Annotated in this window: 27 protein-coding genes; 9 read left to right on the top strand and 18 right to left on the bottom strand. The window is 70.6% G+C overall.

What is annotated here, in order from left to right; all coding sequences use genetic code 11:
* Positions 1–20: 20 nt before the first annotated feature.
* From AMYNI_RS0113545 to AMYNI_RS0113560, 4 genes are all read right to left on the bottom strand, one after another.
* Positions 21–1,319, bottom strand: coding sequence for a geranylgeranyl reductase family protein (locus tag AMYNI_RS0113545; protein ID WP_020668557.1), 1,299 nt, complete (start codon positions 1,317–1,319; stop codon positions 21–23).
* A gap of 5 nt (positions 1,320–1,324) precedes the next feature.
* Positions 1,325–2,035 carry a demethylmenaquinone methyltransferase gene (locus tag AMYNI_RS0113550; RefSeq protein ID WP_026360418.1) on the bottom strand — a complete coding sequence of 237 codons (711 nt, stop codon included), beginning with the start codon at positions 2,033–2,035 and terminating at the stop codon, positions 1,325–1,327.
* A 255-nt stretch (positions 2,036–2,290) separates the two neighbouring features.
* Positions 2,291–3,403, bottom strand: coding sequence for a glycosyltransferase (locus tag AMYNI_RS0113555; RefSeq protein ID WP_020668559.1), 1,113 nt, complete (start codon positions 3,401–3,403; stop codon positions 2,291–2,293).
* Between the two features lie 13 nt (positions 3,404–3,416).
* The gene (locus tag AMYNI_RS0113560; RefSeq protein WP_020668560.1) at positions 3,417–4,544 is read right to left on the bottom strand and encodes a glycosyltransferase family 4 protein; all 1,128 of its coding nucleotides are present in this window, start codon (positions 4,542–4,544) and stop codon (positions 3,417–3,419) included.
* A 188-nt stretch (positions 4,545–4,732) separates the two neighbouring features.
* Here AMYNI_RS0113560 and AMYNI_RS0113565 point away from each other — a divergent pair, with 188 nt between their 5' ends.
* Both AMYNI_RS0113565 and AMYNI_RS0113570 read left to right on the top strand, forming a co-directional pair.
* Positions 4,733–5,569, top strand: coding sequence for an inositol monophosphatase family protein (locus AMYNI_RS0113565; protein WP_020668561.1), 837 nt, complete (start codon positions 4,733–4,735; stop codon positions 5,567–5,569).
* Positions 5,570–5,645: 76 nt separating this feature from the next.
* On the top strand, positions 5,646–5,933 hold the full coding sequence (locus AMYNI_RS0113570) for a zinc-ribbon domain-containing protein (protein WP_020668562.1): 288 nt from the start codon (positions 5,646–5,648) through the stop codon (positions 5,931–5,933).
* Here AMYNI_RS0113570 and AMYNI_RS0113575 read toward each other — a convergent pair.
* Together AMYNI_RS0113575 and AMYNI_RS0113580 are read right to left on the bottom strand one after the other, a co-directional pair.
* Positions 5,930–6,406: a DUF3592 domain-containing protein gene (locus AMYNI_RS0113575; protein WP_020668563.1), complete on the bottom strand. Its 477-nt coding sequence runs from the start codon at positions 6,404–6,406 to the stop codon at positions 5,930–5,932. The two genes, AMYNI_RS0113570 and AMYNI_RS0113575, sit on opposite strands and share 4 nt — an antisense overlap.
* Before the next feature lie 85 nt (positions 6,407–6,491).
* Positions 6,492–8,036, bottom strand: a complete 1,545-nt coding sequence (locus AMYNI_RS0113580; RefSeq protein WP_026360420.1) for a M1 family metallopeptidase — start codon at positions 8,034–8,036, stop codon at positions 6,492–6,494.
* A 109-nt stretch (positions 8,037–8,145) separates the two neighbouring features.
* On the opposite strand from AMYNI_RS0113580, the gene AMYNI_RS0113585 reads away from it, so the two are divergent.
* A complete protein-coding gene (locus tag AMYNI_RS0113585; RefSeq protein WP_020668565.1) occupies positions 8,146–8,913 on the top strand; it encodes a LamB/YcsF family protein in 768 nt (255 codons plus the stop codon).
* A gap of 38 nt (positions 8,914–8,951) precedes the next feature.
* Here the strand turns inward: AMYNI_RS0113585 and menD are convergent, their stop codons facing one another.
* Complete coding sequence (gene menD, locus AMYNI_RS0113590; RefSeq protein WP_026360421.1) at positions 8,952–10,631, bottom strand: 2-succinyl-5-enolpyruvyl-6-hydroxy-3-cyclohexene-1-carboxylic-acid synthase; 1,680 nt, start codon at positions 10,629–10,631, stop codon at positions 8,952–8,954.
* A gap of 75 nt (positions 10,632–10,706) precedes the next feature.
* Between menD and AMYNI_RS0113595 the strand changes: the two genes are divergently transcribed.
* The 3 genes from AMYNI_RS0113595 to AMYNI_RS0113605 all read left to right on the top strand — a co-directional run bounded on the left by AMYNI_RS0113595 (position 10,707) and on the right by AMYNI_RS0113605 (position 12,894).
* Complete coding sequence (locus tag AMYNI_RS0113595) at positions 10,707–11,630, top strand: 1,4-dihydroxy-2-naphthoyl-CoA synthase (RefSeq protein WP_020668567.1); 924 nt, start codon at positions 10,707–10,709, stop codon at positions 11,628–11,630.
* A gap of 187 nt (positions 11,631–11,817) precedes the next feature.
* On the top strand, positions 11,818–11,991 hold the full coding sequence (locus AMYNI_RS49540; RefSeq protein WP_020668568.1) for a hypothetical protein: 174 nt from the start codon (positions 11,818–11,820) through the stop codon (positions 11,989–11,991).
* A 30-nt stretch (positions 11,992–12,021) separates the two neighbouring features.
* The gene (locus AMYNI_RS0113605) at positions 12,022–12,894 is read left to right on the top strand and encodes a 1,4-dihydroxy-2-naphthoate polyprenyltransferase (protein WP_020668569.1); all 873 of its coding nucleotides are present in this window, start codon (positions 12,022–12,024) and stop codon (positions 12,892–12,894) included.
* A gap of 229 nt (positions 12,895–13,123) precedes the next feature.
* On the opposite strand, the gene cds1 is transcribed toward AMYNI_RS0113605, so the two are convergent.
* The 3 genes from cds1 to AMYNI_RS0113620 are packed head-to-tail and all read right to left on the bottom strand — an operon-like array spanning position 13,124 to position 14,998.
* Positions 13,124–14,206, bottom strand: a complete 1,083-nt coding sequence (gene cds1, locus AMYNI_RS0113610) for an L-cysteine desulfhydrase Cds1 (protein ID WP_020668570.1) — start codon at positions 14,204–14,206, stop codon at positions 13,124–13,126.
* Positions 14,203–14,505 carry a DUF4229 domain-containing protein gene (locus tag AMYNI_RS0113615; protein WP_020668571.1) on the bottom strand — a complete coding sequence of 101 codons (303 nt, stop codon included), beginning with the start codon at positions 14,503–14,505 and terminating at the stop codon, positions 14,203–14,205. Before AMYNI_RS0113615 ends, cds1 begins: the two co-directional genes overlap by 4 nt.
* A 10-nt stretch (positions 14,506–14,515) precedes the next feature.
* Positions 14,516–14,998: an Lrp/AsnC family transcriptional regulator gene (locus AMYNI_RS0113620; RefSeq protein ID WP_020668572.1), complete on the bottom strand. Its 483-nt coding sequence runs from the start codon at positions 14,996–14,998 to the stop codon at positions 14,516–14,518.
* Positions 14,999–15,399: 401 nt separating this feature from the next.
* On the opposite strand from AMYNI_RS0113620, the gene AMYNI_RS0113625 reads away from it, so the two are divergent.
* Positions 15,400–15,612 carry a BldC family transcriptional regulator gene (locus tag AMYNI_RS0113625; protein ID WP_020668573.1) on the top strand — a complete coding sequence of 71 codons (213 nt, stop codon included), beginning with the start codon at positions 15,400–15,402 and terminating at the stop codon, positions 15,610–15,612.
* A gap of 118 nt (positions 15,613–15,730) precedes the next feature.
* A complete protein-coding gene (locus tag AMYNI_RS0113630) occupies positions 15,731–15,913 on the top strand; it encodes a hypothetical protein (protein WP_020668574.1) in 183 nt (60 codons plus the stop codon).
* A gap of 34 nt (positions 15,914–15,947) precedes the next feature.
* Here the strand turns inward: AMYNI_RS0113630 and AMYNI_RS0113635 are convergent, their stop codons facing one another.
* From AMYNI_RS0113635 to AMYNI_RS0113655, 5 genes are all read right to left on the bottom strand, one after another.
* Positions 15,948–17,372 (bottom strand): nucleotide-binding protein, encoded by a 1,425-nt coding sequence (locus AMYNI_RS0113635; protein WP_020668575.1) that lies wholly within the window; start codon positions 17,370–17,372, stop codon positions 15,948–15,950.
* A gap of 116 nt (positions 17,373–17,488) precedes the next feature.
* Complete coding sequence (ccsB, locus tag AMYNI_RS0113640; RefSeq protein WP_020668576.1) at positions 17,489–18,484, bottom strand: c-type cytochrome biogenesis protein CcsB; 996 nt, start codon at positions 18,482–18,484, stop codon at positions 17,489–17,491.
* On the bottom strand, positions 18,484–19,992 hold the full coding sequence (resB, locus tag AMYNI_RS0113645; protein WP_425387946.1) for a cytochrome c biogenesis protein ResB: 1,509 nt from the start codon (positions 19,990–19,992) through the stop codon (positions 18,484–18,486). The genes ccsB and resB overlap by 1 nt, the downstream gene beginning before the upstream one ends.
* A gap of 146 nt (positions 19,993–20,138) precedes the next feature.
* Positions 20,139–20,912, bottom strand: a complete 774-nt coding sequence (locus AMYNI_RS0113650) for a cytochrome c biogenesis CcdA family protein (RefSeq protein WP_020668578.1) — start codon at positions 20,910–20,912, stop codon at positions 20,139–20,141.
* A complete protein-coding gene (locus AMYNI_RS0113655) occupies positions 20,909–22,066 on the bottom strand; it encodes an FAD-dependent oxidoreductase (protein ID WP_051116316.1) in 1,158 nt (385 codons plus the stop codon). Before AMYNI_RS0113655 ends, AMYNI_RS0113650 begins: the two co-directional genes overlap by 4 nt.
* A gap of 86 nt (positions 22,067–22,152) precedes the next feature.
* On the opposite strand from AMYNI_RS0113655, the gene AMYNI_RS44485 reads away from it, so the two are divergent.
* Entirely contained in the window at positions 22,153–22,689 is a 537-nt protein-coding gene (locus tag AMYNI_RS44485; RefSeq protein WP_020668580.1) for a TetR/AcrR family transcriptional regulator C-terminal domain-containing protein, read from the top strand.
* Positions 22,690–22,693: 4 nt separating this feature from the next.
* Here AMYNI_RS44485 and AMYNI_RS0113665 read toward each other — a convergent pair whose 3' ends face one another.
* From AMYNI_RS0113665 to hemL, 3 genes are all read right to left on the bottom strand, one after another.
* The gene (locus AMYNI_RS0113665) at positions 22,694–23,272 is read right to left on the bottom strand and encodes a TlpA disulfide reductase family protein (RefSeq protein ID WP_026360422.1); all 579 of its coding nucleotides are present in this window, start codon (positions 23,270–23,272) and stop codon (positions 22,694–22,696) included.
* Positions 23,273–23,441: 169 nt separating this feature from the next.
* On the bottom strand, positions 23,442–24,068 hold the full coding sequence (locus tag AMYNI_RS0113670; RefSeq protein ID WP_020668582.1) for a histidine phosphatase family protein: 627 nt from the start codon (positions 24,066–24,068) through the stop codon (positions 23,442–23,444).
* The gene (gene hemL / locus AMYNI_RS0113675) at positions 24,065–25,372 is read right to left on the bottom strand and encodes a glutamate-1-semialdehyde 2,1-aminomutase (RefSeq protein WP_020668583.1); all 1,308 of its coding nucleotides are present in this window, start codon (positions 25,370–25,372) and stop codon (positions 24,065–24,067) included. The genes AMYNI_RS0113670 and hemL overlap by 4 nt, the downstream gene beginning before the upstream one ends.
* Positions 25,373–25,463 lie beyond the last annotated feature (91 nt).

Consider the following 25,463-nt stretch of genomic DNA (forward strand, 5'->3'; position numbering starts at 1 on the left):
AGCCTGTGAGCTAACCCACGTCAGCGCGGGGACGGGGTGACCCTGGCCGCGGCCGCGATCAGCCGGTCGACGCCGTCCCCGCCACGCGCGTCGTAGCAACCGGACAATCCCTTGTAGACCAACGGAAGCAGGCTGTTGATGCGCAGCCCGTACTTGGTCGCGGCCCGCATGATCGCCGGCTTGCCGATCAGCTTCGCGAACACGTTGCCGAGCCGGTAGTAGCCGCCCATCTGCTCCTTGAGCGCGAGCGGGTACGCCTGCAACGCGCGCTCCCTGGACGGCCCCTCCCGGCGGGCCAGCGCCTGCTGCACGCATTCCGCGGCCAGCTGCGCGGACTCCATCGCCGCGGAAATGCCCTCCCCGTTGAACGGGCTCACCATGCCGCCGGCGTCGCCGAGCAGCAGCAGCCCGTCGCGGTAGTGCGGCGTGCGGTTGAAACCCATCGGCAGCCCGGCCCCGCCGACCTTGCCCACCGCGTTCTCCTCGCGGTAGCCCCATTCCTCCGGGGTGCCGTCCAACCACTGGCGCAGCAGGGCGCGGTAGTCGGTGCTGCGGAAGGCTTTCGACGTGGACAGCATGCCGAGCCCGACGTTCACCGTGCCGTCGCCGAGCGGGAACGCCCAGCCGTAACCGGGCAGCAGCTTGGGATTGCGCGGGTCGCTCCGGTCCCACAGCTCGAGGTGGCCCTCGATGAACGGGTCCTCGTGCCGGGGACTCTTGTAGTACCGGCGGACCGCCACGCCCATCGGGCGCTTCTCGTGCTTGTCGATGCCGACGCTCAGCGCGAGCCGCGCGGACACCCCGTCGCAGGCCAGCACCAACGGCGCCCGGTAGCTCACCGGCGTCCGGTCCGGCCCGGCCTTGGCCTCGACCCCGATCACCCGGCCGGTCCGCTCGTCGGTGATCGCGCCGGTGACCGTGGTGCGCTCGTAGAGCCGGACGCCCGCCTTCTGCGCGGTCTTGGCCAGCAGATCGTCGAAGTCGTGGCGGGTACGGGAAACCCCGTACGGCGGATAGCTGGACAGGTTCGGCCAGTCCAGCTCCAGGGTCAGCTCGCCGGTGAGGATGCGCAGCCCGCGGCTGTGCACCCAGCCCGCCTCCTGGCTGGTGTCGATGCCGAGGTCGATCAGCTGCTTCACCCCGCGCGGAGTGAGCCCGTCACCGCAGACCTTCTCCCGCGGGAAGGCCGTCTTCTCCAGCAGCAGCACGTCGACCCCACCGCGCGCGAGGTAGGTGGCCACGGTCGAACCCGCCGGTCCGGCCCCGACGACGATGACCTCGGCATCCTGGTCCGGACCGCGCCGGCTGGAGCTGCTCATGGTGCTCAGTCTACGGGTGCGGCCTGCTCCGCCGGCTTCGTCGCCCGGTGGATGGCCACCACGCCGAAGGTGAGGTTGAGCCACTCCACCTCGCCCCAGCCCGCCGCGGCGATAATCTCGGCCAGCTCGCGCTGGGCGGGCCAGGTGAGCATCGATTCGGCCAGGTAGCCGTACGCCTCGGGGTTGCTCGAAGCGCGGCGGCCGATCCAGGCCATGGTGCGCAGGATGAACCTGCGGTAGACGAACCGGATCGGCGGGAAGGTCGGGGTGGACACCTCGCAGATCACCAGCCTGCCGCCGGGCCGCACCACCCTGGCGATCTCCACCAGCGCGGCCTTGGTGTCCACGAAGTTGCGGATGCCGAGCGAGATGGTCGCGGCGTCGAAGCTCTCGTCGGCGAAGGGCAGGTGCAGCGCGTCCGCGGCGACCATCGGCACCTTGCGGTGCAACCCGGCGCGCAGCATGCCGAGGGAGAAGTCCGCGGCAAGGCACCAGGCGCCGTTGCGCGCGTACTCGGTGGTGGACACCGCGGTGCCGGCGGCGAGGTCGAGCACCTTCTCACCGCGACGGGCGTCCAGCACCTTCGCCGTGGTGACCCGCCATCGCCGATCGAACCCGAAGGTCATGAAGGAGTTCGCCCGGTCGTAGCCGGGCGCGACGCCGTCGAACATGGCGGCGACTTCGTGTGGATCCTTGTCCAGACTCGCTCGGGACATGAACCGAGCCTAGCCCGGCCGTCCGCCGACCGTGCGCAGGTGTCCGGGTTCCGAAGGTCCCGCCGGACTTCGCGAGCCTGCCACAACGGCGCCGTTCGGCCAGGTGGCAGACGTTTCCCTTGCCCTGAAAGCGATTCACCTTGTCCACTTAGGACTCTCCGATTCGCGCGATGTGGCGGACGCGGGAACCACTCGATCGTGTTCGAACAGGCGTTCGATTTCGGCGTAGGGTCGGGGACATGCAGGAATCAGGCGTCACCGCTCCCCACCCAGCGCGGCCAGCATGCCGCGCACCGACACCGGCCAGGCGAACTCCTCCGCCCTGGCCCTCGCCGCCGCGCGCCGGCCGTCCTCCGGGCTCTCCAGCAGGCCGGTCACCGCCGAGGCGAAGGCCGGCGCGTGATCGTCCACGGCCGCCCCGCAGCCCGGCCGCACGATCTCCCGCAGCGCGGAGGAGGCGGACACCACGACCGGGGTCCCGCTGGCCAGCGCCTCCAGCGCGGCGAGGCCGAAGGTCTCGTGCGGGCCGGGCGCGAGCGAGACGTCCGCGCTGGCCAGCAGCCTGGCCACCTCGCGCCGGTCGGACAGGAACCCGAGAAAGGTGACCGGGAGGCCGCGTGCCCGGCGTTCCAGCGCGCGGCGGCGCGGCCCGTCCCCGGCGACCACCAGCCGCACCCGCGCGCCGAGATCGGTCAGCTCGGCCACGGTGTCCACGCTGCGCTCCACGTGTTTCTCCGGCGAAAGGCGTCCACAGTGGACTATCAAGGCGTCCGCATCACCGGCCAGCGAGTACCGCCAGCCGTAGTCGCGGCGGGCCGGGTCGAAGGCGGCAAGGTCCACCCCCAGCGGCACCCGCTGCACGTTCGGCACCCGGAGCCGGTCGAACTCCGCGCGGGCGAAGTAGGTCGTGCACACCACCGTGTCGTAGCTGCCTGCCATCCGGCGGTTCGCGGCATCGGCGACCCGCCTCGCCACCGGCCGCGGCAGCAGGAACTGCTCCAGCAGCCGGTCGAGCCGCTCGTGCGAGATCACCACGCTGGGCACCCCGTTGCGCCGCGCCCAGGTCCCCATCCCGCGCAGGGTGAGCCGGTCGGAGACCTCCAGCCGGTCCGGGCGAAGGCCGCTCAGCAGGCCGCGCACCCGGTGCGGGTCCACCGCGCGGTAGCCACCGGTGCCCGGGATCTGCGGCGCGGGCAGCGAGAACCGGTGCACCCCGGTGGGCAGGCGCTCGTCCGCGTACCGGCGGCCCGGCACCACCAGCGTCACCCGGTGGCCGCTGGCCACATAGCCGGCGCCGAGGTGGTGCAAAGCGGTGCGCAGACCGCCGGAACGGGGCCCGTAGAAGTTGGCCAGCTGGACGATGTGCACGGCGACCGCGTGCTCAGGCGGCGCGGGCGGCTCGGCCGGTCACGGCCTCGTAGTGCCCGAGCAGTTCCTCGCACACCGCCGGCCAGGTCCGGCCGGTCACCACCTTGCGCGCCTTCTGGCCGAGTCTGGCCCGTAGCGCGTCATCGCGCAGGTCCTCGATCCTGGCGACCAGCTCGGCGGCGAACGCGGCCCGTCCGGTGGGCAGCAGGTACCCGGTGCGGCCGGGCAGCACCAGGTCCTTCGGTCCGCCGGCGTCGGGGGCGAGCACCGGCAAGCCGGAGGCCATCGCCTCCTGCACCGCCTGGCAGAACGTCTCGTGCGGGCCGGTGTGCACGAACACGTCGAGGCTGGCGTAGGCCGCGGAGAGCTCCGTGCCGTAGCGGGCGCCGAGGAAGGCGGCGTGCGGGATCCGTTCCCGCAAGCCCTCCAGCTCGGGGCCGTCGCCGACCACCACCAGCCGCACACCGTCCACCCCGGCGAGTGCGACCAGCCGGTCGACCTCCTTCTCCGGAGCCAGCCTGCCGACGAAGCCCACCAGCAGCTCGCCGTTCGGGGCCAGCCGGGCGCGCAGCTCCGGGTCGGCGTGTGACGGCGAGAAACGTTCGATGTCCACCCCGCGGCCCCAGCGATGCACCCGCGGCACCCCGTGCAGCTGGAGCTCGCGTACCGACTCCGAGGAGGGAGCCAAGGTCCGATCCGCTTTGCAGTGCAGCCGGCGCACCCAGCGCCAGGCCGCCCGCGCACCGAGGCCGAGACCGTAGGCAGTGGCGAAACCGGCGATGTCGGTCTGGTAGACCGCGACCGACGGCACCCGTAGCCGCCGGGCCGCGGCCAGCCCGCGGGCGCCGACCACGAAAGGCGAGGCGAGGTGCACCACGTCCGGGCCGAAGGCGGCCATCGCGGTCAGCACGGTTCTGGTCGGTACCCCGATCGGCAGTGAGTTCACCACCGGGAGCTCAACGGCCGGGATACGGACGACGGGGGCACCGCGGTAGTCCGACGGACCGGCTCCCGGTGCGATGACGAGCACCTCGTGCGCCCTTTCGCGCAGGTGCTCGACCACTCGCAACACGGAGTTGGTCACGCCGTTCACCTGGGGCAGGAAACTTTCGGTGACGATGGCGACTCGCACGGAACTCACTGTCGCACCCGGCCCGGCTCGCCTGGAGAAGGTCGCGTGACCACCCGGCCAACGCTGCCGAAACACTCTGTCTCACGAACCTGCCGGATTTCCGGCCGTAGCCGGGGCCCAGAACTTGGTCTCGCGATAGATGACATGTCACCTCAGCGTCGCGTGCCGGACACCGGGAGCGCGCAGGCTAAGGAGGCGTGACCCTCTTGTCCTCACGCCCCTCCCAGCCGGTCGAACCGGGTCTGCTGTCCAGGGCGCTCGAGGTCGCCGGGCGGCTGGCCAACGACGCCACCGACGTGATCACCGCGACCGCCGGCCGTGGCGCCCGGCCCGGTTCGCTGGACTCGCCGTTCGACTGGGTCACCGACACCGACCGCATCCTGGAACGGCACACGCGCCGGGTGCTGACCGCGGAGTTCCCCGGCATCCCGGTGGTCGGCGAGGAGTTCGGCGCCGACCTCGGCGCGGACGTCGCGGAGTACCGCTGGGTGGTGGACCCGGTGGACGGCACCGCGAACTACGTCGCCGGGGTGCCGTGGTGCGCGTACAGCCTGGCGCTGATCGACGCGTCCGGGCCGGTGGTCGGCGTGGTGGCGGACCCGTACCGCGCGCAGATCTACGCCGCCGCCCGTGGCCGTGGCGCCAGGGCCAACGGCACGCCGGTGCGGCTGGTGGACCGCGGCAGCACGGCGGGCGCCCTCGTCTGCACCGAGCTGGCGCGCAGCGGGCCGTGGCCGGGCATGGGCGAGTTCATCGAGCGGGCCGCCGCCGCGCACGCCGGGGTCCGGGTGCTGGGTTCGGCCGCGCTCTCCATCGCACAGGTCGCGCTCGGCCACGCGATAGCTGCGGTGCTGCACAGCTACCACGAGTGGGACGTGGCCGGTTCGGTCGCGATGGCGATCGAGGCCGGGGCCGTGGTGCTGGACCGCCGCGGGGCGGGCTCCGCGCTGCCCGCGGACGGGCTGCTGGTCGCGGCGCCGAGCGTGGCCGAAGAGGTACTGTCCTGGTGGCAGGAGACCGCGACCATCGGCTGACGGGCACCCGCCGCGCGGAGCCGAAACGCACTCCACCACGTCCCAGCACCACGGACTCGAGGAGAGCGGCGCGAACATGATCATTTTTGGTTTCCGGCAGAAGGTCCTGCAGCTGGCCATGGCCACCTTCTTGTGCGCTGCCTGCGGAAACCCGGCCGCGCACGCGCTGCGCCGTGCGGTCACGAAGTTCACCCTGTTCTTCGTGCCGCTGTTCCCGGTCAACTCGAAGTACTTCACGCAGTGCACCTTCTGCGGCGCGACCAACCGGGTCACCAAGGCCGAGGCGGAACAGTTGCGGGCGCAGGCGTCGCGGCAGGTGCCGAACTCGCAGCAGTACCAGCAGGATCAGCGGCAGACCGGTTAGGCCGGCTGCGGCTCCTGCTCGGACGGTTCAGTGGGTTCGGTGGGTTCGCTGGGGCCGGAGACACGGCGCCGCAGCCACCACAACGCCGGCGCCGCCACCAGCCAGGTGACCAGCACCGTGCTGCCCAGCGGCATCAGGGTCAGGCTCGCCGACCGGCCGGCGACGCGCGCCAGCTCCGGGTCGCCGGCGTCGTACTCGATGCGGACCAGGTCGCCCGCGACCAGGCCGTCCGGGTAGAGCACCCCGTTCGCCGGGCTGTGCACGATGCCGTCCGGGGTCTCGAAGCGGATGATCGTGCGGTCGAAGCTCACCGAGTCGACCTGCGCGTCCGCGGTGCCGCGCTGACCGGTGATCGCGCGGTCGTTGCTCATGGCCGCGAACAGCAGCGAGACGCACAGCACCGTGATCGCGATGGCGATCCCGAACACGAAGCGGGCGCCGATCCGCCGCCGCCGCTCGCTCTTCGCCGTCACGAGCCGAGCATAGAACCGAAGCCGCCGGCTTTCCGCGCTGGGCGGAGAGCCGGCGACTCCGGCTACTCAGCGTTGTCCCAGCTCACTACCCGTGGGCGGCGAGCTGCTGGTGCGTGAACTGGATCTCCGGGAACGACTTCGGCTGGACCAGCGCGCCACCGGCGCTACGGGCCACCGAACCGGCGGAAACCTCGGCGGAGGCGCCGTTCGGGCTGGTCGCCGGACGGCCCTTCTGGAACAACCAGGTCTGGAACAGCTCGTGCAACGGCTTGCCGGAGATCTTCTCCGCGAGCGCGATGAACTCGCTGATCCTGGCGTGCCCGCCCTTCTTCTGCGCCTGCCAGGTCTTGAGGAGCTGGAAGAACGCCTCGTCGCCGACCGCCTTGCGCAACGCGTGCACGGCCAGCGCACCACGGTCGTAGACCGCGCCGTCGAACTGGTTCTCCGCACCGGGGTCGCCGGGCAGCACCTGCCAGAAGTCGCTGTCCGCCGGGTACAGGTTGTAGGTGTACTCGGCCAGTTCGTCGACGGTGCCCTCACCTTCCTGCTCGGACCAGAGGTACTCCGCGTAGCTGGCGAAGCCCTCGTTCAGCCAGATGTCGCTCCACCTGCCGAGCGAGACCGAGTCGCCGAACCACTGGTGCGCCAGCTCGTGCGCGACCACCGAGGTGTTCGCACCCCGGCGCCAGAAGCCGTTGCCGTACACCGGCCGGGTCTGGTTCTCCAGCGCGAAACCGATCCCGTTCGACGCGACCCCGCCCTGTGCGTCGAAGGGGTAGGGCCCGAACTGCGTCTCCAGGAACTCCACCACCTCCGGGGACCGCTCGATGCTGACCTTGGCCGACGGCAGCGCCGCACCGAGCGCCGGGTCGTAGGCGGTGATGAACTGCTGGCCGCTGGGCGTGGTCGACTCCAGCACCTCGAAGGCGCCGATCTCCAGCGACGCCAGGTAGGTGGCCTGCGGCTGGGTGCTGCGCCAGTTCCACCGGGTCCAGCCGGCGCGCTGCTTGGTCTTGCCGGTCAGCGTGCCGTTGGACAGCGCCGAGACGTTGTCCGGCACCTCCACCGAGACGTCGAAGTTCGCCTTGTCGGTCGGGTGGTCGCTGGACGGGTACCACCACTCCGCGCTCTGCGGCTCGTCCACCGCGAGCGCGCCGTCCGGGGTCTTCTTCCACGCCGTGACGCCGTCGATCTTCACCTGGGACGGCGTGTCCGCGTAGCTCACCACCACCGTGATCGGCTTGCCCTTGGCCAACGGCTTGGCCGGGGTGACCACCAGCTCGCTCGGGTCCTTCGGATCGTTGGCGAACTTGGCGACCGCGTTGTTCACCCGTACCGACTTGACCTTCAGCCCGAAGTCGAGGTTGAAGCTGGACAGGTCCTGGGTGGCGGTGGCGAGGATGGTGGTGCTGCCGGACAGCAGGTCCGTGGCGGGCTGGTAGGTCAGCCGGATGTCGTAGTGGGCGACGTCGTAGCCGCCGTTGCCGGCCCCGGGGTAGTAGGGATCGCCCACTCCTCCGGCACCTGGACCTGGCGCGGCGGCGGCCGTCGGTACCGACAGCGACGCGAACAGGATCGCCGCGATACCGGTGGCCACGCCCCCCTGGCCCGCGCGAGTACGCAAACTCATGGATAGCCTCCTGATTGTTGCTAGAGCTGGCTGAACCTAACCCGGCGGAGTGACGCCAGAAACATCCGTAAGGAGGGTCTTGATATCTGGGAATGTGGTCGGAAATTCTTTGACGACCGATCTCAACAGTGATCTTGGCGAGGGCTTCGGGGTCTGGACCCTCGGCGACGACGACGCCCTGCTCGACGTCGTCACCAGCGCGAACGTGGCCTGCGGCTTCCACGCCGGCGACCCGTCGATCATGCGGAACACCTGCGCGCGGGCCGCGGCGAACGGGGTGGCCATCGGCGCGCAGGTGTCCTATCGGGACCTGGCCGGTTTCGGCAGGCGGCGGATCGAGCTGCCGGCCGGGCAGCTGGCCGACGACGTCACCTACCAGATCGGCGCGCTGGACGCGTTCGCCCGCGCGGCCGGCAGCCGAGTGGCCTACGTGAAACCGCACGGCGCGCTGTACAACACGGCGGTCACCGACGTCGCACAGGCCGAAGGCGTGGTGGCCGGCGTCCGGCGGTTCGCCGGCGGGCTGCCGGTGCTCGGCCTGCCCGGTTCGGCGCTGCTCGCCGCCGCGGAAGCGGCCGGGCTGCCCACGGTGACCGAGGCCTTCGCGGACCGGGCCTACACGCCGGAGGGTCACCTGGTGCCGCGCACCGAGCCCGACTCGGTCCTGCACGACGCCGAGACGATCGCCGCCCGCTGTGTGGAGCTGGTCCGGGACGGCACGGTCACCGCCGTCAACGGCGAGGTACTCCCGATGCGCGCCCAGTCCCTCTGCGTGCACGGCGACACCCCGGGCGCGGTGCACATCGCCCGCGCGGTCCGCGACGCCCTCCAGTCCGCCGGCGTCACCCTCGCCCCCTTCACCACCCCCGGCAAATAGCCGGCTTTTTGCCCCTTGGTCGAGGGGCAAAAAGCCGGCTATTTGCCCAGGACGGCGGTGGAGACGGCGGCGCGGAGGCGGGCGTGCAGGTCGCGGTGCCGCGAGCGGTCCACCCGCACCTCCACCACGCGCAGCCCAGGCGCCGGGCGCAGCGCCTCGCGGAACTCCTCGAGCGTGCCCGCCACCACGTGCGGCACGTGGTAGCCCGCGCACAATGCGCCGATATCGGCGCCGTGCGGGGTGCCGAAGACCCGCTCAAAACTGCTGCCGTGCTCCGGCGCGCCCTGCTCCAGCAGCGAAAAGATGCCGCCGCCGTCGTCGTTGAGCACCACGATCGTCAGGTTCGGCCGCTCCTCGGCCGGCCCGGTGAGCAGGCCGTTCGTGTCGTGCAGGAAGGTCAGGTCGCCGAGCAGGGCGTAGGCGGGCCCGCGGTGCACGATGGCGGCGCCGATCGCGGTGGACACCGTGCCGTCGATCCCGGCCACCCCGCGGTTGCGGTGCACCAGCACGTCCGGCCGCAGCCCGCCGGCCAGCGCCACGTCCCTGGTCGGGTTGGACGAGCCGACCACCAGCAGCGCCTCCGGCGGCAACGCGTCCACCAACTCGGCGGCCAGCCTCAGCCCGGTCGGCCACGGCTCCTCGGCCAGCACGGCGGTGACCGCGGCGCCGGCGGCCGCGTCGGCCCGCTGCCAGCCGGCCAGCCAGTCCGGGTCGGCCGGTTTGGTCGGCTCGGCGAACCACTGACCGACCTGGCGCACGTTGTGCGCGGGCGCCGGCCAGTCCGAGTCCGGCCGGACCAGCAGCACCTCCACCGCCGCGTCCGAAAGCAGGCTCTGCACCTGGCGGAACACCGTCGGCCTGCCGATGCACAGCACCTGTTCCGGTTTGTGCGTCTCGATGAACTCGCGCACCCCGAGCAGCCAGTTGCCGGAGCCGATCGCGGTGCCGCCGGTCAGGCCGAGCCCGCCGGTCTCCGACAGCACCGGCCAGCCGTGCTGCTCGGCCCATTCGCTGGCCGCCTGCGCCCCGGTGTCGCAGGCGATCACCAGCCCGCAGCGGGCGGACGGCACCACGAACGCGGGCAGCGCACCGAAATCGGGCAGCTCGGTCCAGCGGCCGCCGCGGGGGCGGCCTTCCAGCGACTCGTACCAGTCGTCCGCGTCCTCGCCGAGGTCCGGCACCAGCGGATCGCGGAACGGGATGTTCAGGTGCACCGGCCCGCAGCGCCACTCGCCGTACGCGGCGTTCCAGGCCCGGCAGATCTGGCTGCGCCAGTACGAGTTCTGACCGGCCCGGCGCTCGGCGACGGCGAGCTCGTCGAAGTAGCGCACCGCGTCGCCGTAGAGGTGCTGCTGGTCGATCACCTGGCTGGCACCGGCCGAACGCAGCTCGGGCGGGCGGTCCGCGGTGAGCACGATCAGCGGCACCCCGGCCCGGTCGGCCTCCAGCACGGCGGGGTGGAAGTTCGCCGCCGCGGTGCCCGAGGTGCACACCACCGCGACCGGACGGCCGGTCCTGGCCGCGATGCCCAGCGCCAGGAACCCGGCGCCGCGCTCGTCGATCCGCACGTGCATGCGCAGCCTGCCGGCCGCGGCCGCGTCGTGCAGCGCGATCGCCAGCGGTGCGTTGCGGGAGCCGGGGCACAGCACGACATGGGAAACCGTGTTGCGTGCGAGCTCGTCGACGATCACCCGCGCCTGTGCGGTGGACGGATTCACCACACTCCTCCAGGGGCCGCGGAATTTGCCACAGTGGTGCTCATGGACGCAAACACTCCGCCTATTCTCCCAAACGTGCATGACGCCCAGGTTTCCGCGCTCTTCGACCCGACCCGGTGGACTGAAATCGACGGTTTCGGTTTCACCGACATCACCTACCACCGCTCATCTGAGAGCCGCTCAGGCAAGCGAGTCGTCCGCATCGCGTTCGACCGGCCCGAGGTCCGTAACGCCTTCCGCCCGCACACTGTGGACGAGCTCTACCGCGCGCTGGACCACGCGCGGATGAGCTCGGACGTGGGCTGTGTCCTGCTCACCGGCAACGGCCCGTCCGCCAAGGACGGTGGATGGGCTTTTTGTTCCGGTGGGGACCAGCGTATTCGCGGACGGTCGGGCTATCAGTACGCGAGCGGCGAGACATCCGACACGGTGGACCCGGCGCGCGCCGGCCGGTTGCACATCCTGGAGGTCCAGCGGCTGATCCGGTTCATGCCGAAGGTGGTGATCGCGGTGGTGCCGGGCTGGGCGGCCGGTGGCGGCCATTCGCTGCACGTGGTGTGCGACCTCACGCTGGCTTCGGCCGAGCACGCGCGGTTCAAGCAGACTGACGCCGACGTCGGCTCCTTCGACGGCGGCTACGGTTCGGCGTACCTGGCCAAGCAGGTCGGCCAGAAGCTGGCGCGGGAGATCTTCTTCCTCGGCCGGGCATACACCGCGGAACAGATGCACGCGATGGGCGCGGTGAACGCGGCCGTGCCGCACGCCGAGCTGGAAGCCGAGGCGCTGCGCTGGGCGTGGGAGATCAACGGCAAGTCGCCGACCGCGCAGCGGATGCTGAAGTACGCGTTCAACCTGGCCGACGACGGCCTGGTTGGCCAGCAGGTGTTCGCCGGGGAAACCACTCGCTTGGCGTATATGCAGGACGAGGCCGCGGAAGGCCGCGACGCCTTCCTGGAGAAGCGCGATCCGGACTGGTCCGAATTCCCGTATTACTACTGACCGGCGGACCCACGGTCGAGTTAGCAGCGTCCCCTATCCGGGATCTCGTTCCCAGCATTTGGACCATTTGCTCGCCTACTAGCTACTATCGTCGGCACTTTTCCGGCTTTTTTCGACACTTGGTTGACAGATAACCACGCTCGGTTTTGGCTCGACCCAGGAATTGGGGAAGGCGAGGAGGAGCGACATGACGAAGCGGGCGCTGTACCGAGGCGTACTGACCACTTTGGCCGCCGCGGTGCTGGCACTCACCGCACTGGCGAGTTCGGCCTCGGCGGACCCGGGCGCGCCGGCGAGCGGCACCCTCACCTGGTCCGTCAAACCGGTCGCGCTGCCTGTCCCGGTCGACCGGATCCCGTAGCGCCAGGGGCCGTGGGTGAGAATGACGCCCATGGCGACGATGACCGAATGGATCGAGGGCGCCCGCCCGCGGACGCTGCCCAACGCGGTGGCACCGGTGGCGGCCGGGGTTGGTGCGACCGTCGAGCTCGGCGCGTTCACCTGGTGGCAGTCGCTGCTCGCGCTGCTGGTCGCGCTCGCGCTGATCATCGGGGTGAACTTCGCCAACGACTACTCCGACGGCATCCGCGGCACCGACTCCGACCGGGTCGGCCCGCTGCGACTGGTCGGTTCCGGCACCGCGGCACCGAAGGCGGTGCTCGCGGCGGCGTTGACCTGCCTGGCGGTGGCCGGGATGCTCGGCCTCGTCCTGGTGGTCGCCTCCGGCCGCTGGTGGCTGCTGGCCATGGGCGCCGCCTGCATCGTCGGCGCCTGGTTCTACACCGGCGGTAAGCGGCCCTACGGTTACGCCGGGTTCGGCGAGATCGCGGTCTTCGTGTTCTTCGGCCTCGCCGCCGTGCTCGGCACGGTCTACGTGCAGGCCGGCGAGATCAGCCTGGCCGCGCTCGGCTGCGCGGTTGCGGTCGGTTGTTTCTCCACCGGGGTGCTCACCGCGAACAACCTGCGGGACATCCCGACCGACCGGACCGCCGGTAAACGCACCCTCGCGGTCCGCCTCGGCGACACCGGCACCCGCCGGCTTTATCTGGCGCTGGTCACCGTTCCGTTCGTGGTCACCGTCGCGCTCGGCTTCGGCAGCCCGCTCGCCCTGGTCGGGCTGCTCGCGGCCGCGCTGCTGGTGGTGCCGGTGCGGGCGATCGCCGGCGGCAACACCGGCCCCGGCCTGATCCCGGTGCTGCGGGACACCGGAATGGCGATGCTCGCGTGGGCCGTCCTGACCGGCGCGGCGCTGGCCCTCTCCTAGCCGACCGAGAGAACCGTGCAAAGAATTCGGTCCTGCCGTTGCTCAACGCGGCAATACTTTGTAAGACAGTTTTCGAAACCAGCAAGATCAGCACCCCGCGCCATCGCAGCCCCCACCCGATCCCGGGGGGCGACCCCAAGCCCAGTCTACCGACCCCAGCCGGCGTTTTCGCTGGTCGAGGCGAGTTGTGCACAGGCAGGAGCGACTGTGGACAACTCCGGGGCGGCCGTCAGTCCGGTGGGGAGAACTTGCCGGTGGTCAGGAACTCGTCCATCCGGGCCCGGTGCGGGGCGATGTCCAGGTCGTGCCCGGCCAGCCAGTCGTCGCTGTAGTACGTGTTCGCATAGCGCTCGCCGCCGTCGCAGAGCAGGGTCACGATGCTGCCGGCCTGGCCCTCGGCGAGCATCCGTGAAATGAGCTGGAAAGCGCCGTAGAGATTGGTCCCGGTGGAACCGCCGGCCCAGTGCCCGGTGCGCTCGCGCAACAGCCGGATCGCGGCCAAGGAACCGGCGTCGGGCACCTGGAACATCTCGTCGATCACGCCGGGCACGAACGACGGCTCCACCCGCGGCCTGCCGATGCCCTCGATCCTGGACGGCATCCCGGTGCCGTAGTCCATCGCACCGGTCTCCCAGGCACCGAAGAACGACGAGTTCTCCGGATCCACCACGGCGATCTTCGTGGTGTGCCGCTTGTAGCGGACGTACCGGCCGAAGGTGGCACTGGTGCCGCCGGTGCCGGCGCCGACCACGATCCAGCTGGGCACCGGATGCCGCTCGGAGCGCATCTGCGCGAACACGGATTCGGCGATGTTGTTGTTGCCCCGCCAGTCGGTCGCCCGCTCGGCGTAGGTGAACTGGTCGAGGTAGTGCCCGTTGCACTCGGCGGCCAGCCGCTCGGCCTCGCTGTACATCATCGGCGGCGTGTCCACGAAATGGCAGGTCCCGCCGTAGAACTCGATCAGCGCGACCTTCTCCGGGCTGGTCTTGCGCGGCACCACGGTGACGAACCGCAGGCCCAGCATCCGGGCGAAGTAGGCCTCGGAAACCGCGGTGGAGCCGCTGGACGCCTCGATCAGCACTGTGTCCGGCCCGATCTGGCCGTTCACCAGCCCGTACAGCAGCAGCGACCGGGCCAGCCGGTGCTTCAACGAGCCGGTCGGGTGCACCGACTCGTCCTTCAGGTAAAGGTCGATACCCCAGTCCGCGGGCAGCGGGAACACGTGCAGATGGGTGTCCGCGCTGCGGTTCGCGTCCGCCTCGATGATCCGGACAGCCTCCCGCACCCAGCTGCGGCTCTGCAAACCGCTCACGACTGGGCGGGCTCTTCACCACGAAGCTGCGCGCGCAGCTTCGCCCGCTCACGGGCGCGACGCTCGTTGCGGACCGCGAGCCCGGCCGTGACCCTGGCGTTGAGGCCGCGCAGCAGGAGCAGGCCGAGCGGCAGGCCGGCCACGATCCCCACCGCGAGCGCGACGAGTAAAGGAACCTTGACCAAGGTCAGCAGGGCGGCCACAACCGCGACCAAAGCGAACCGGGCCAGCACGTACAGCGTCAGGTCCCGGCCCAGGTGACCTGCGGCTTCCTGGCGTTCATCCCGAGTCTCGCTCACGGAGGCCAGGTTACGCGCCGGCCCCGTCCGCGGTCGCCGGGTGGTCCAGCTCGGCGTTGTTCGGCCTGGCCTCGAACCTGGTGGACAGCACCACCGTGGTGCGGGTGCGGGCGACCCCGTCGATCCGGCGCAGCCTGCCGAGGGTGCGTTCCAGCTCGGCAACGGTACCCACCCGGACCTTCACCACGAACGCCTCGTCACCGGCCACCGCGTAGCAGCTCTCCACCTCGTCGAGCCTGCCCAGCGCGTCCGCCACATCGTCGTCCGCGGCGGTGTCCGTGGGCTGGATGCCGACCAGCGCGGTCACGTCCAGACCGACCGTGCGCGGGTCCACCACCGCGTGGTACCCGGTGATCACCCCGTTCGACTCGAGCTTGCCGACCCGCTCGTGCACCGAGGACGCGGACAGCCCCACGGTCCGCCCGAGCTCGGCATAAGTGGCCCGCCCGTTCACCCGCAACGCCGCAATGATCTTCCTGTCCACCGCATCCATCCGCCGACCCTAACCACCCGCTTCGCAGCGACCCTGGTCACACCCAAGCCTTCTTTAAAGTCCGCCAGAGCGACCCTGGTCACAGCACCACGTTTCTTTAAAGTCCGGTAGGAACGTCTTCGGGCCGCCCACGGCCCGAAGACTTCATGGCGCGCCCCGGCCGAAGGCCTCGCGATCGCGGCGGCAGGGCGCCTTCCCCCAGGTCAAACCCCATTTCCCCAACTAGCGCCCTGTCGACGCGATCGCGATCGCGCGCTGTCCTAATTGTCCCATTACTACCTCTTTACTCTTTGACAACCGTTCGAGTACCTGTCGGGTGAGATGCAACGATTGCCCTGTTGGATGCCGGACGTGCGGACCGCTCTCCGGTATAGCAGTGAGGTCGTTAAGGAGGCGGAAAGATGACCGCGACCATGGGAGGACGGCTTCTCACACCAGGTGAGGTGGCCGCACTGTTCCGGGTTGACCCGAAGACCGTGACCCGCTGGGCCACCGCCGGCCGGATCGGTTCCATCCGGACCCCTGGCGGGCATCGCCGGTTCCGCGAGTCCGAGGTCAACGAGTTGCTGGCCGAGCTGACCACGGATGCCAGCGAACCCACCCGGCACGTCTGAGGTCAAGATTGAGCGGCTCCCCCAGGTGCCAGGGCGGGCCCCTCGCCCCAAATCCCGACAAAAGGGTTAACCTCGTGGGGCAAGGCGGCATCGTGCACCACAACGGAAGGGGCCGAGCATGATCTACCTGCTCGCGGCGATCGGCGCGCTTACCATCGCCGTACTGTTGTGGCGGGCTTTCGGCGCCGAACGGGTCGGGGTGCCCACCCGTCAGGCCCCGATCGCGCCGGACGACGACCCGGATTTTCTGCGCAAGCTGGGCGAGCAGCAGCGCCACCGCAGCGACGAAGACGAGAAGTAGCCGAAAAGCGACAGCCGCCTGTTCCCCCGGGTTCCTACTTCCGGGGGAACGCGTCTGCCACGGTGGCGGCGAGTTCGAGCAGGCTGAGCCGGGTGTCCGCGTGCAACCGGTCCAGCTCGATCTCGGCCCCCTCTTCGAGGTGCGGGTCGAACGGGATGCGGCAGACCGCGCGGACCCTGGCGCCGAAGTGCGCGGCGAGCTTGTCCAGGTCCACCGAGCCGCCCTTCGGGCGCACCGAGTTGATCACCGCGACCGAGCGTTTCACCAGCTCGCCGTAGCCGTGCGCGTCCAGCCAGTCCAGGGTGGCCGAGGCGCTGCGGGCACCGTCCACCGAACCGGAGGACACCAGCACCAGCCCGTCGGCCACGTCCAGCACGCCCTTCATCGCGGAGTGCATCAGCCCGGTCCCGCAGTCGGTGAGCACGATGTTGTAGAAGTGCTCGAGCAGGTTCACCGTGCGCCGGTAGTCCTCCTCGGAGAACGCCTCGGACACCGCGGGGTCCTGTTCGCTGGCCAGGATCTCCAGCCGGCTCGAACCCTGTGACGTGTAGGACCGGACGTCGCTGTACCGCGTGATCTTGTCCGCATCGCGCAGCAGATGGCGGACCGTGGCGGTGGTTTCGATCGGGATCTTCTGCGACAGCGTGCCGCGGTCCGGGTTGGCGTCCACCGCGACTACCCGGTCACCGCGCAGCGAGGCGAAGGTGGAGCCGAGGGTGGTCGTGGTGGTGGTCTTGCCCACCCCGCCCTTGAGGCTCAGCATGGCGATCTTGTAGCAGCCGCGCAGCGGCTGGTTGACCCGCGCGATCAGCTCGCGGCGCTGCCGGTCGGCCGGGCTCTCCCCCGGGTTGATCAACTTGCCGGTGCCGACGTAGACCGCCTTGCGCCAGCCGGACTGCGGGCGCCGCTTGACCTGCCGGACCAGGTGCGCGCTGGTCAGGTCCTCGCCGCCGGCCAGCGCGTGCCTGCCGTGCTGCTGCGGCTGGGGCAACAGTGGCTGACCGGGCTGACCAGGCTGACCGGGCTGGCCCGGCTGCGGCGGGTACTGGTGCTCGGGATATTGGACGGCCTGCGGGTCGGTGTACTGCGGAGGCGGCTGGAGCGGCGGCAACTGCTGGTCGTACGGCGCCGTGTACTGCGGCGGGAGCTGCTGCTGCGGGCCGGACGGGGTCGCCTCGGAGTAGTACTGCTGTTGCTGCGCGCCGGGCACCGGATGCGGCCCGGAAACCGCCGGGTTCGGCGGCAGCTGGTGCGGCCCGGAAGCGCTCGGGTTGGGCCCCATCCCGGCCGCCGGATGCGGGGCCGAGTCGGTCCGGTCCTCGGAGAACGGGTCCGCAGGCTGCTGCGCGGCGGCCTGTTCGGCCGACGGCGGCGCCTGCCACTGCGTCGGTGCCTCGGCGGCCAGGCCCTCCTGGGGTTCCTGGTGCCCTGGAGCCGACTCGTCGCTGGGTCCGGTCACCGGTGAACTCCTCCTGAACATCGTCGCGCCCTGTTCAACGCCTCCCCACCGCGTTGGTGACGACGGTAGTCGTCAACGGCGCGCGACGCCGCACCGGTCCGGAAACGGCCGCGGACTCAGACCCCGGCGTAGGAGTGCAGCCCCGCGGTCACCAGGTTGACGAAGAACAGGTTGAAGACCGTCATCGCGAAACCGATCGTGTTGATGATCGCGGCCCGGTTCCCCCGCCAGCCGGCGGTGGCGCGGGAGTGCAGGTACGCCGCGTAGACCACCCAGGCCACGAAGGCGACGGTCTCCTTCGGGTCCCAGCCCCAGAACCGGCCCCAGGCCGCCTCGGCCCATACCGCGCCGCAGAGCACGCCGAAGGTGAACACCGGGAACGCGAAGACGGTGGCCCGGTAGGCGATCCGGTCCAGGATCTCGGCGGCGGGCAGCCGGGGGCCGAACTTGGCGAACTTGGCCGGATCGCGCTCGTGCGCGGACCGGAACAGGTACAGCACGCTGGCCACGCCCGGCACCAGGAACACCCCGGAGCCGATGATCGCCGCCGAAACGTGGATGACCATCCAGTAGGACTGCAACGCGGGCATCACCGGCGCGGCCACCGCGTAGAGCATGGTGCCGCCGACGAACATCAGGATCACGACCGGCAGCAGCATGAAGCCGGACAGGTGCCGGACCGGGAACTTCTTGATCACGATCAGCCAGGTGGCCACCGCGATGAAGGTCACCGCCATGATGTATTCGTACATATTGCCCCACGGCACCCGGCTGGTCGCCAGGCCGCGCAGCACCAGCGCGGACAGGTGCAGCAGCGCGCCGAGCACGGTCAGCGCGGCGCCCATCCGGCCGATCCGCTCGGCCCGTCCACCCCTGCCGTTCTCCGGCACGACCGGGGTGGGCCGGTCGTCACTGCCGCCGTCTTCGGTGCTGACCGGCGCGCCCGCGCCGACCAATTCGCGAGTACGCGACTTCGCCCGCTCGGCGGCCATCCTGCCCTTGGCCCCGAAGGACTGCTCGACCAGGAAGAAGATCAGCGCCAGCACGTAGATCGCGGTAGCGGTGGTGAAGGAGTAGTCGCTGTACTGCGACAACGTCTCGTTGACCGGCATCAACCCGTCCTCTTCTCAGCTGAAAGCAGCTTGTCCGCGATCCGGTTGAACTCTTCCCCGTAACCGGCTTGGTCGGTACGGGCCAGACCGCCCACTTCTACTACGGTAAGTCGTACATCATTTTCGCCCGTCACCGGGGTGACGCGCACCCAGAACCGACGGCGCTTGACCGTCAGCGACGCGGCGAGGCCGAGCAGCATCACCACCGCGCAGCCCAGCACCCAGCCCTGCGTCGGGTCGTGCGAGACCTGCAGCCGGATCCACTGGCCGACCCCGTCGAACTTGATCTTCGTGCCGTCCGGGATGGTGATCTCCTGGCCGACCTTGAGGTTCTCCCTGGCGACCCTGTTCAGCTTGCCCTGGTCCACCATGCCCTTGTCCACCTCGAAGATGGACTGCCCGCGCCCGGAGTCGAGACCGAGGTCGCCCTGCATCACGTCCACCGCGACCGCTGGGTCGGTCAACGCCGGAAAGCGGGAGGAGAGCACCTTGCCCTGCATCGAGGCGGTCGGCGCGAACAACCCGGTGATCGCCAGCTGCTTGGTGCGGCGCTGCTCGGCGTCGGTCACCCCCGGCGGGTCGAACTTGGTCGCACCCTCGGAAAGCAGCGTCACCGGGTCGGTCAGCCGCCACTGGACGGCCTGGGTCCTGGTCTCGCCGTCCGGGTAGGTCACCGTGAACCGCGGCGAGAAACCGTTGTCCAGCAGGTAGACCCGGTCCCCCGCGGTGCGCAGCGGCTCGTTCACCTCGAGCCGGTACGGCCGCCAGGTGCCGTTTTCCAGGTCCGCCCCGGACTGGTACTCGAGATGGGACTCGAAGTGCTCCGCCTGCCCGTCCGCGGTGTAGCGCGCGGCGAAGTCGTTCACCTTGACGCAGAACGGGTTCAGCTCGGTGCCGTCCACCTGCAGGCCGGGTACGAAGGAGTCGAAGGCGTAGATGCCGGAGTTGCAGAACTGGGAACCGTTGGCCTGCACGATGACGTGGCCCTCGTAGCTGAACAGCTTGCCAAGCGCGAAGAACACGATCACGCCCAGCATGCCGAAGTGGAACAGCAGGTTGCCGGTCTCGCGCAGGTAGCCGCGTTCGGCGCTGATGCTGCGCACGCCGTCCGCTTCTTCGCGCTCGACCTTCCGCCAGCCAGACAACCGGGCCTTGGCGTCGGCCAGCACCTCGTCCGCGTCCGCGGTCAGTTCGGCACGCCGGTGGTGCGGCATCCTGGCCAGCCGCCGCGGGGTCAGCACCGGCTTCGCGCGCATCGACCGGACGTACTCCACGCTGCGCGGCAGCAGGCAACCGACCAGCGAGACCATCAGCAGCAGGTAGATCGCGGAGAACCAGACGCTGGAGTAGACCTCGAAGAACTGCAGGCGGTCCAGCAGGTTGCCCCACCAGCCGTGCGCGGCGATGTACTCGTCGGTCTTCGTCGCGTTGAGCGTGCGCTGCGGCAGCAGCGCACCCGGCATCGCGGCGAGCGCGAGCAGGAAGAGCAGGATCAGCGCGGTACGCATGGAGGTGAGCCCGCGCCAGGTGTTGCGCAGGAAAGCGAGCACGCGTTTCGCCCGCGAATTGCGGTAGGGCCGCTGGGGTTCGGCCGGCGGCGCCGTCGCGGCTGAGTCTGATTGCGCCTCCGCGGGAGGGAGTGCGTCGGCGGGGGTCACAGCGGGAGCCTCACATCGTTCACCAGCGTGTTGCGCAGCACCCCGACCAGCTCGCCCCACAACCCGGTGACCAGCAGGATGCCCACGACCAGCAGCAGCCCGCCGCCGAAGAGCTGCACGCCCCGGCCGTGCCGGCGCAGCCAGTCGGTGGCGCGCACCGCCCAGCGGGTGCCGAACGCGATCAGCAGGAAGGGCAACCCGAGGCCGAGGCAGTAGACCAGCACCAGCAGGAAGCCGCGGACCGCGGAGCCGCCGGTGGAGCTGGCCAGCAGGATCACCCCGGACAGGGTCGGGCCGATGCACGGGGTCCAACCGAGGCCGAACACCGCACCGAGGAGCGGCGCGCCCCACAACCCGCCGCGCGGCACCTTGTGCGAACGGACGTCCCGCTGCAGCGCCGGGATCAGGCCGAGGAAGACCAGCGCCATCGCGATGGTCAGCACCCCGCCGATGCGCTGCAGCAGGTCCTGGTTGACCAGCATGGCGTCGGCGAGCCAGACCAGGCTGCCGAGTCCGGCGGTGAACACCACGGTGAAGCCGAGAATGAACAGGCCGGTCGCGCCGACCACGGCGTACCGGCCCTTCTTGCGCTCCTCGTCCGCGCCGACCGCGGGCGCTTCGGCGCCCACCAGCGCGGCCAGGTAGGCGAGGTAGCCCGGCACCAGCGGCACCACGCAGGGCGAGGCGAAGGAGATCGCTCCGGCCAGCAGCGCCACACCCGCCGCGAGCAGCAGCGGACCGGAGGTGGCCAGCTCGGTCACGGAGTTCACCCTGATGAGGGTAGGGAACGTGCTTCCTGAGAACCGGGCAGGGTACCGATGCGCGCACCGACTGTCCTTTGAGGGGTGAAAGCGGGGAGGGCTTGGAGGCTGTGGTCGACGGCGGTGGTGCCGTAATCGAACATGTCGCGTTCGTAGGCGGAGAGGGCGGCGGTGAGGTCGAGCCGGCCGTGGAGTACCTCGGTTAGCTTGCGCCGCAACAGGTTCGCGTCGTGCAGGGCGGTGTTGGCGCCGTTGCCGCCGCTCGGCGAGGTGGCGTGGATCGCGTCCCCGAGCAGGGTCACCGGACCGGCGGGCCAGCGCGCGCCCGGCCGCACCACCCGGATCGACAGCTCCGCGCTCTGCACCGCGTCGGTCGCCTTGACCACGGCCCGCAGCTCCGGGTGCCAGCCGGCCATCAGCTCCGCCAAGGGTTTCGGCGAACCCGGCATGGTGACCCAGCGCAGATAGTCCGCGGTGTCCGATAGCACGACTTCGGGCGCATACCGGGCTGCTGCCCGTTTCGGCGGCTCACGGAACTTCATCAGCCCCAGCATCAGGGTCAGCTCCGGCGTCTTGATCACCGTGCCGAAACCGGGCACCAGCTTGGCGAACCGCTCGTCGAGCGGGGTGCGGCCGACCACGAACCGCACCCCGGTGTCGAACGGCCGGGTCTCCGGGCTGAGCCGGCCGCGCACCGCCGAGTTCACGCCGTCCGCGCCGACCAGCAGATCCGCGACCGTCTCGGTGCCGTCCGAGAAGGACACCGACACCCGCGAATCGGGCCGGACCCGGTAATCGGTGAACTCACGACCGAACCGCAGGTGCGGACCGAGACCCGCGGCGAGGAGCTGCCGCAGCACCTGCCGGTCGATCGCGGTGGCGGCGGCCGGTCCGAGATCGCCGACCGGGTTCAGCCGGTGGTCGAGCACCGGCCTGGCGCCTTCGAGATCGCCCATGGTGGCCGTCAGCAGGGGGTGCAGTCGTTCGGGCAAGCAGTCCCGCAGTGCCGATTCGCCCTGCTCGGCGAGGCCGATCCGGTAGCCCTGGAAGCGGGCGCTGATCGCGGCGTCCCGCTCGTAGACGGCCACCTCGACACCGGCCCGCAGCAGCCCCTGGGCGAGGCAGAGCCCGCCGAGCCCGGCCCCGATCACCACAACACGCATCAAGTCCTCCTGGGCACTGTTCAATTGAACACCGCTCAAGGTACCTGAGCGCTGTTCAGTCCGCCAGCCGTGATGGACTTGCACGCATGTCGTTGAACCAGGCCACCGTGCTGGCGGCCGCGGTCGAGCTACTGGACGAGGTCGGCCTGGACGAGCTGTCCACCCGGCGGCTGGCGGCCAGGCTCGGCGTCCGGGTCGGCGCGCTGTACTGGCACTACGCGAACAAACAGGCCCTGCTGGACGCGATCGCGGACCAGATCATCGGGGACGCGGCGGCCGTGCCGCTGCCGGGCGGCGACCAGGACGAGCGGCTGCGCGTGATCGCGACCGCCCAGCGCGAAGCGATGCTCGCGCACCCGGACGGCGCCAGGCTGATCGCCACCATGAGCGCGCCGGGCCCGCAGGGCCGGACCTTCTACCAGCGCCCGATCGCGGTGCTCCGGGAAGCCGGGCTGAGCGAGGCCACCGCGGAGGTCGGCACCGACGTGCTCACCAGCTACGTCAACGGTTTCACCATCGAGGAGCAGGCACGCAAGGTGGACGGCTGGTCAAGGCGGGACCGGGACCGCAGCTTCCACGCCGGCCTCGAAGTCGTGCTCGCCGGAATCCGCGCGCTGCGCTGAAGCGTCAGCTCTCGGCGGAAAGCTCTTGCACCACCGGCAAGAGATCACTGGCGAGCAGATCGCGCAGGAAGATCGCGGCCACCCGCTGCTGCTTGTCCAGCACGATCGTCGACGGCACCACGTTGCGCGGGTAGTTGGAAAGCTGCAGCAGCGACCGGCCGGCCTCGTCGTAGATGGACGGGTAGGTCAGCTTCCGGTCCCGCACGAAGTCCTGCGCCACGCTCCGGTCCGGGTCGCGCACGTCCAGCCCGAGCACCTGCACCCCGGCGTCCTTGGTCTGCTGGTACAGCTTCTCCATCTCCGGCGCCTCGGTGCGGCACGGGGTGCACCACTGCCCCCAGATGTTGAGCACCACGACCTTGCCGGGGAAGTCCGCGACGGAGAGCTGCTTGCCCTCGTTCATCAGGTCGTCGCCGGACAGCTTCGGGATCTTCTGCCGCTCCGCCACCGGATAGCGGATGTCGACCTGGCCGCCCGGCGACACGAACTCGAAGGTCGTGCCCGACGTCACCGCGTCCTTGCCGGTGCTGCATCCGGCCAACGCGAGCACCGCCACCAGCACCGCCGCCACAGTGCGCCTCATGCTGTGTCCTCCGCCGGCCTGCGCGCATCCGCGATCGTGTCGACAGGGCGCACCATCCGCCCATACCAAGCATTTCTGGCACAGGCGCCCTGCCGCCCCGATAGCGGGGCCTGTCGGCCGGTGCGCGCGTTGGAATCATCTTGGGTGCCGCGACTCGGCACAGTGCGCCTCATGCGCCCGTAACCTTCGGGTCGGTCGTACCGGCGGGCTCGCTGTACACGATCTGCACCAGTTCCTCCCCCTCGAACACCAGGCTGGTCAAGGACGCCAGGGAGCACTGCCGCCGGCGCGGGTCGTGCCAGAGCCGCCGCGCCTCCAGGAACCGGCGCACGGTCCAGATCGGCAGCTGGTGCGAAACGCACAGCGCCTCGTGCCCTTCGGCCGCGGCCCGCGCCCGGTGCACAGCGCCGAGCATCCGGTGCGCGATCTCCACGTACGGCTCGCCCCAGGACGGCCGGAACGGGTTGCGCAGCTTCGGCCAGTGCTGGGGCTGACGCAGCGCGCCGTCGCCGACGGCCACCCGCTGGCCCTCGAAGTCGTTGTCCGCTTCGATCAGCCCGTCGTCGGTGTGCACGTCCAGCCGGTGCGCGCCGGCGATCGGACCGGCGGTCTCCTGCGCGCGCTGCAACGGGGACGCCACCACGTACCGGATGTCGTGCCCCGCCACCGCTTCGGCCACCGTGAGCGCCTGCCGCCGGCCCCGCTCGGACAGCCGGAAACCGGGCAGCCGGCCGTACAGGATGCCGTCCGGGTTGTGCACCTCCCCGTGCCGCAGCAGGTGCACGATCGTCGTCATGCGGGCACCTGTGCGGCCGCCGCGGCGCGGGCCGCGAACGGCAGCGCGTTCTCGATCTGCTCGAAGGTCGCGTCGTCCATGGCCGCGTTCACGAACCAGCACTCGAAGGCGCTCGGCGGCCCGTAGACCCCGCGTTCCAGCAGTGCGTGGAAGAACGGCGGGAAGCGCCAAGTCTCCGCGTTGGTCGCGTCGTGGTAGTCGCGCACCGGCTGCTCGCGAAAGAACACGCTCAGCAGGTTGCCCGCGTAGGCGACGGTGTGCGCCACCCCCGCCTCGGTCAGCGCCTCGGTGAACAGGGCACCGAGCTGCTGGGAGTTGGCGTCCAGCGCCCGGTAGACCTCCGCGTCCGCGGCCCGGAGGGCGGCCAGCCCGGAGGCCACCGCGACCGGGTTCCCGGACAGCGTGCCGGCCTGGTAAACCGGCCCGCCGGGGGCCAGCTTGGCCATCACGTCGGCACGGCCGCCGAAGGCCGCGGCGGGCAGCCCGCCGGACATCACCTTGCCGAAGGTGTAGAGGTCGCCGCGCACCCGCTCCAAACCGAACCAGCCCGCGCTGGACACCCGGAACCCGGTCATCACCTCGTCCATGATGAGCAGCGCGCCGTTGGCATGCGCCAGCTCCAGCAGCTGCGCGTTGAAGTCGGGCCCCGGCGCCACCGCGCCCATGTTGCCGGCCGCGGCCTCGGTGATGATCGCCGCGATCGCACCGGGGTTCTCCGAAAAGGCCTGTCGCACGGCCTCGATATCGTTGTACGGCAAGACAATCGTGTCCGCGGCCTGCGCGCCGGTGACCCCGGGTGAGGTGGGCAGGCCGAGCGTGGCCACCCCGGAGCCCGCCTGCGCGAGCAGCGCGTCCACATGCCCGTGGTAGCAGCCGGCGAACTTGATGATCTTGGCGCGCTCGGTGAACCCGCGGGCCAGCCGGATCGCGCTCATCGTCGCCTCGGTGCCGGAGTTGACCAGCCGGACCCGCTGCACCGGCTCGACCCTGGCGATGATCTCCTCGGCCAGCTCGACCTCGCCGGTGGTCGGCGTGCCGAAGGACAGTCCCGAGGACGCCGCCTCACGGGCCGCCGAAACCACCGCCGGGTGTGCGTGCCCGAGGATCATCGGCCCCCAGGAGGAGACCAGGTCGATGTACCGGTTGCCGTCCACGTCCCACAGGTGCGGCCCCTCCCCGCGAACCATGAACCTGGGCGTTCCGCCGACCGAGTTGAAGGCGCGCACCGGGGAGTTCACCCCGCCCGGCGTCGCCGCCGCGGCCCGTTCGAACCATGCCTTGGACTGCTCGACTCCTTGCGTCACCCGGCCAGTCTCCCAAACCCGCGATCACCCCCGCCGGGCAGCCGTCGCGGTCGAAGTCACCCGAACGGAGTGGCCTCTTTCGTTTTTTTCG

It is taken from the genome of Amycolatopsis nigrescens CSC17Ta-90 (assembly GCF_000384315.1).
Lineage (GTDB): Bacteria > Actinomycetota > Actinomycetes > Mycobacteriales > Pseudonocardiaceae > Amycolatopsis > Amycolatopsis nigrescens.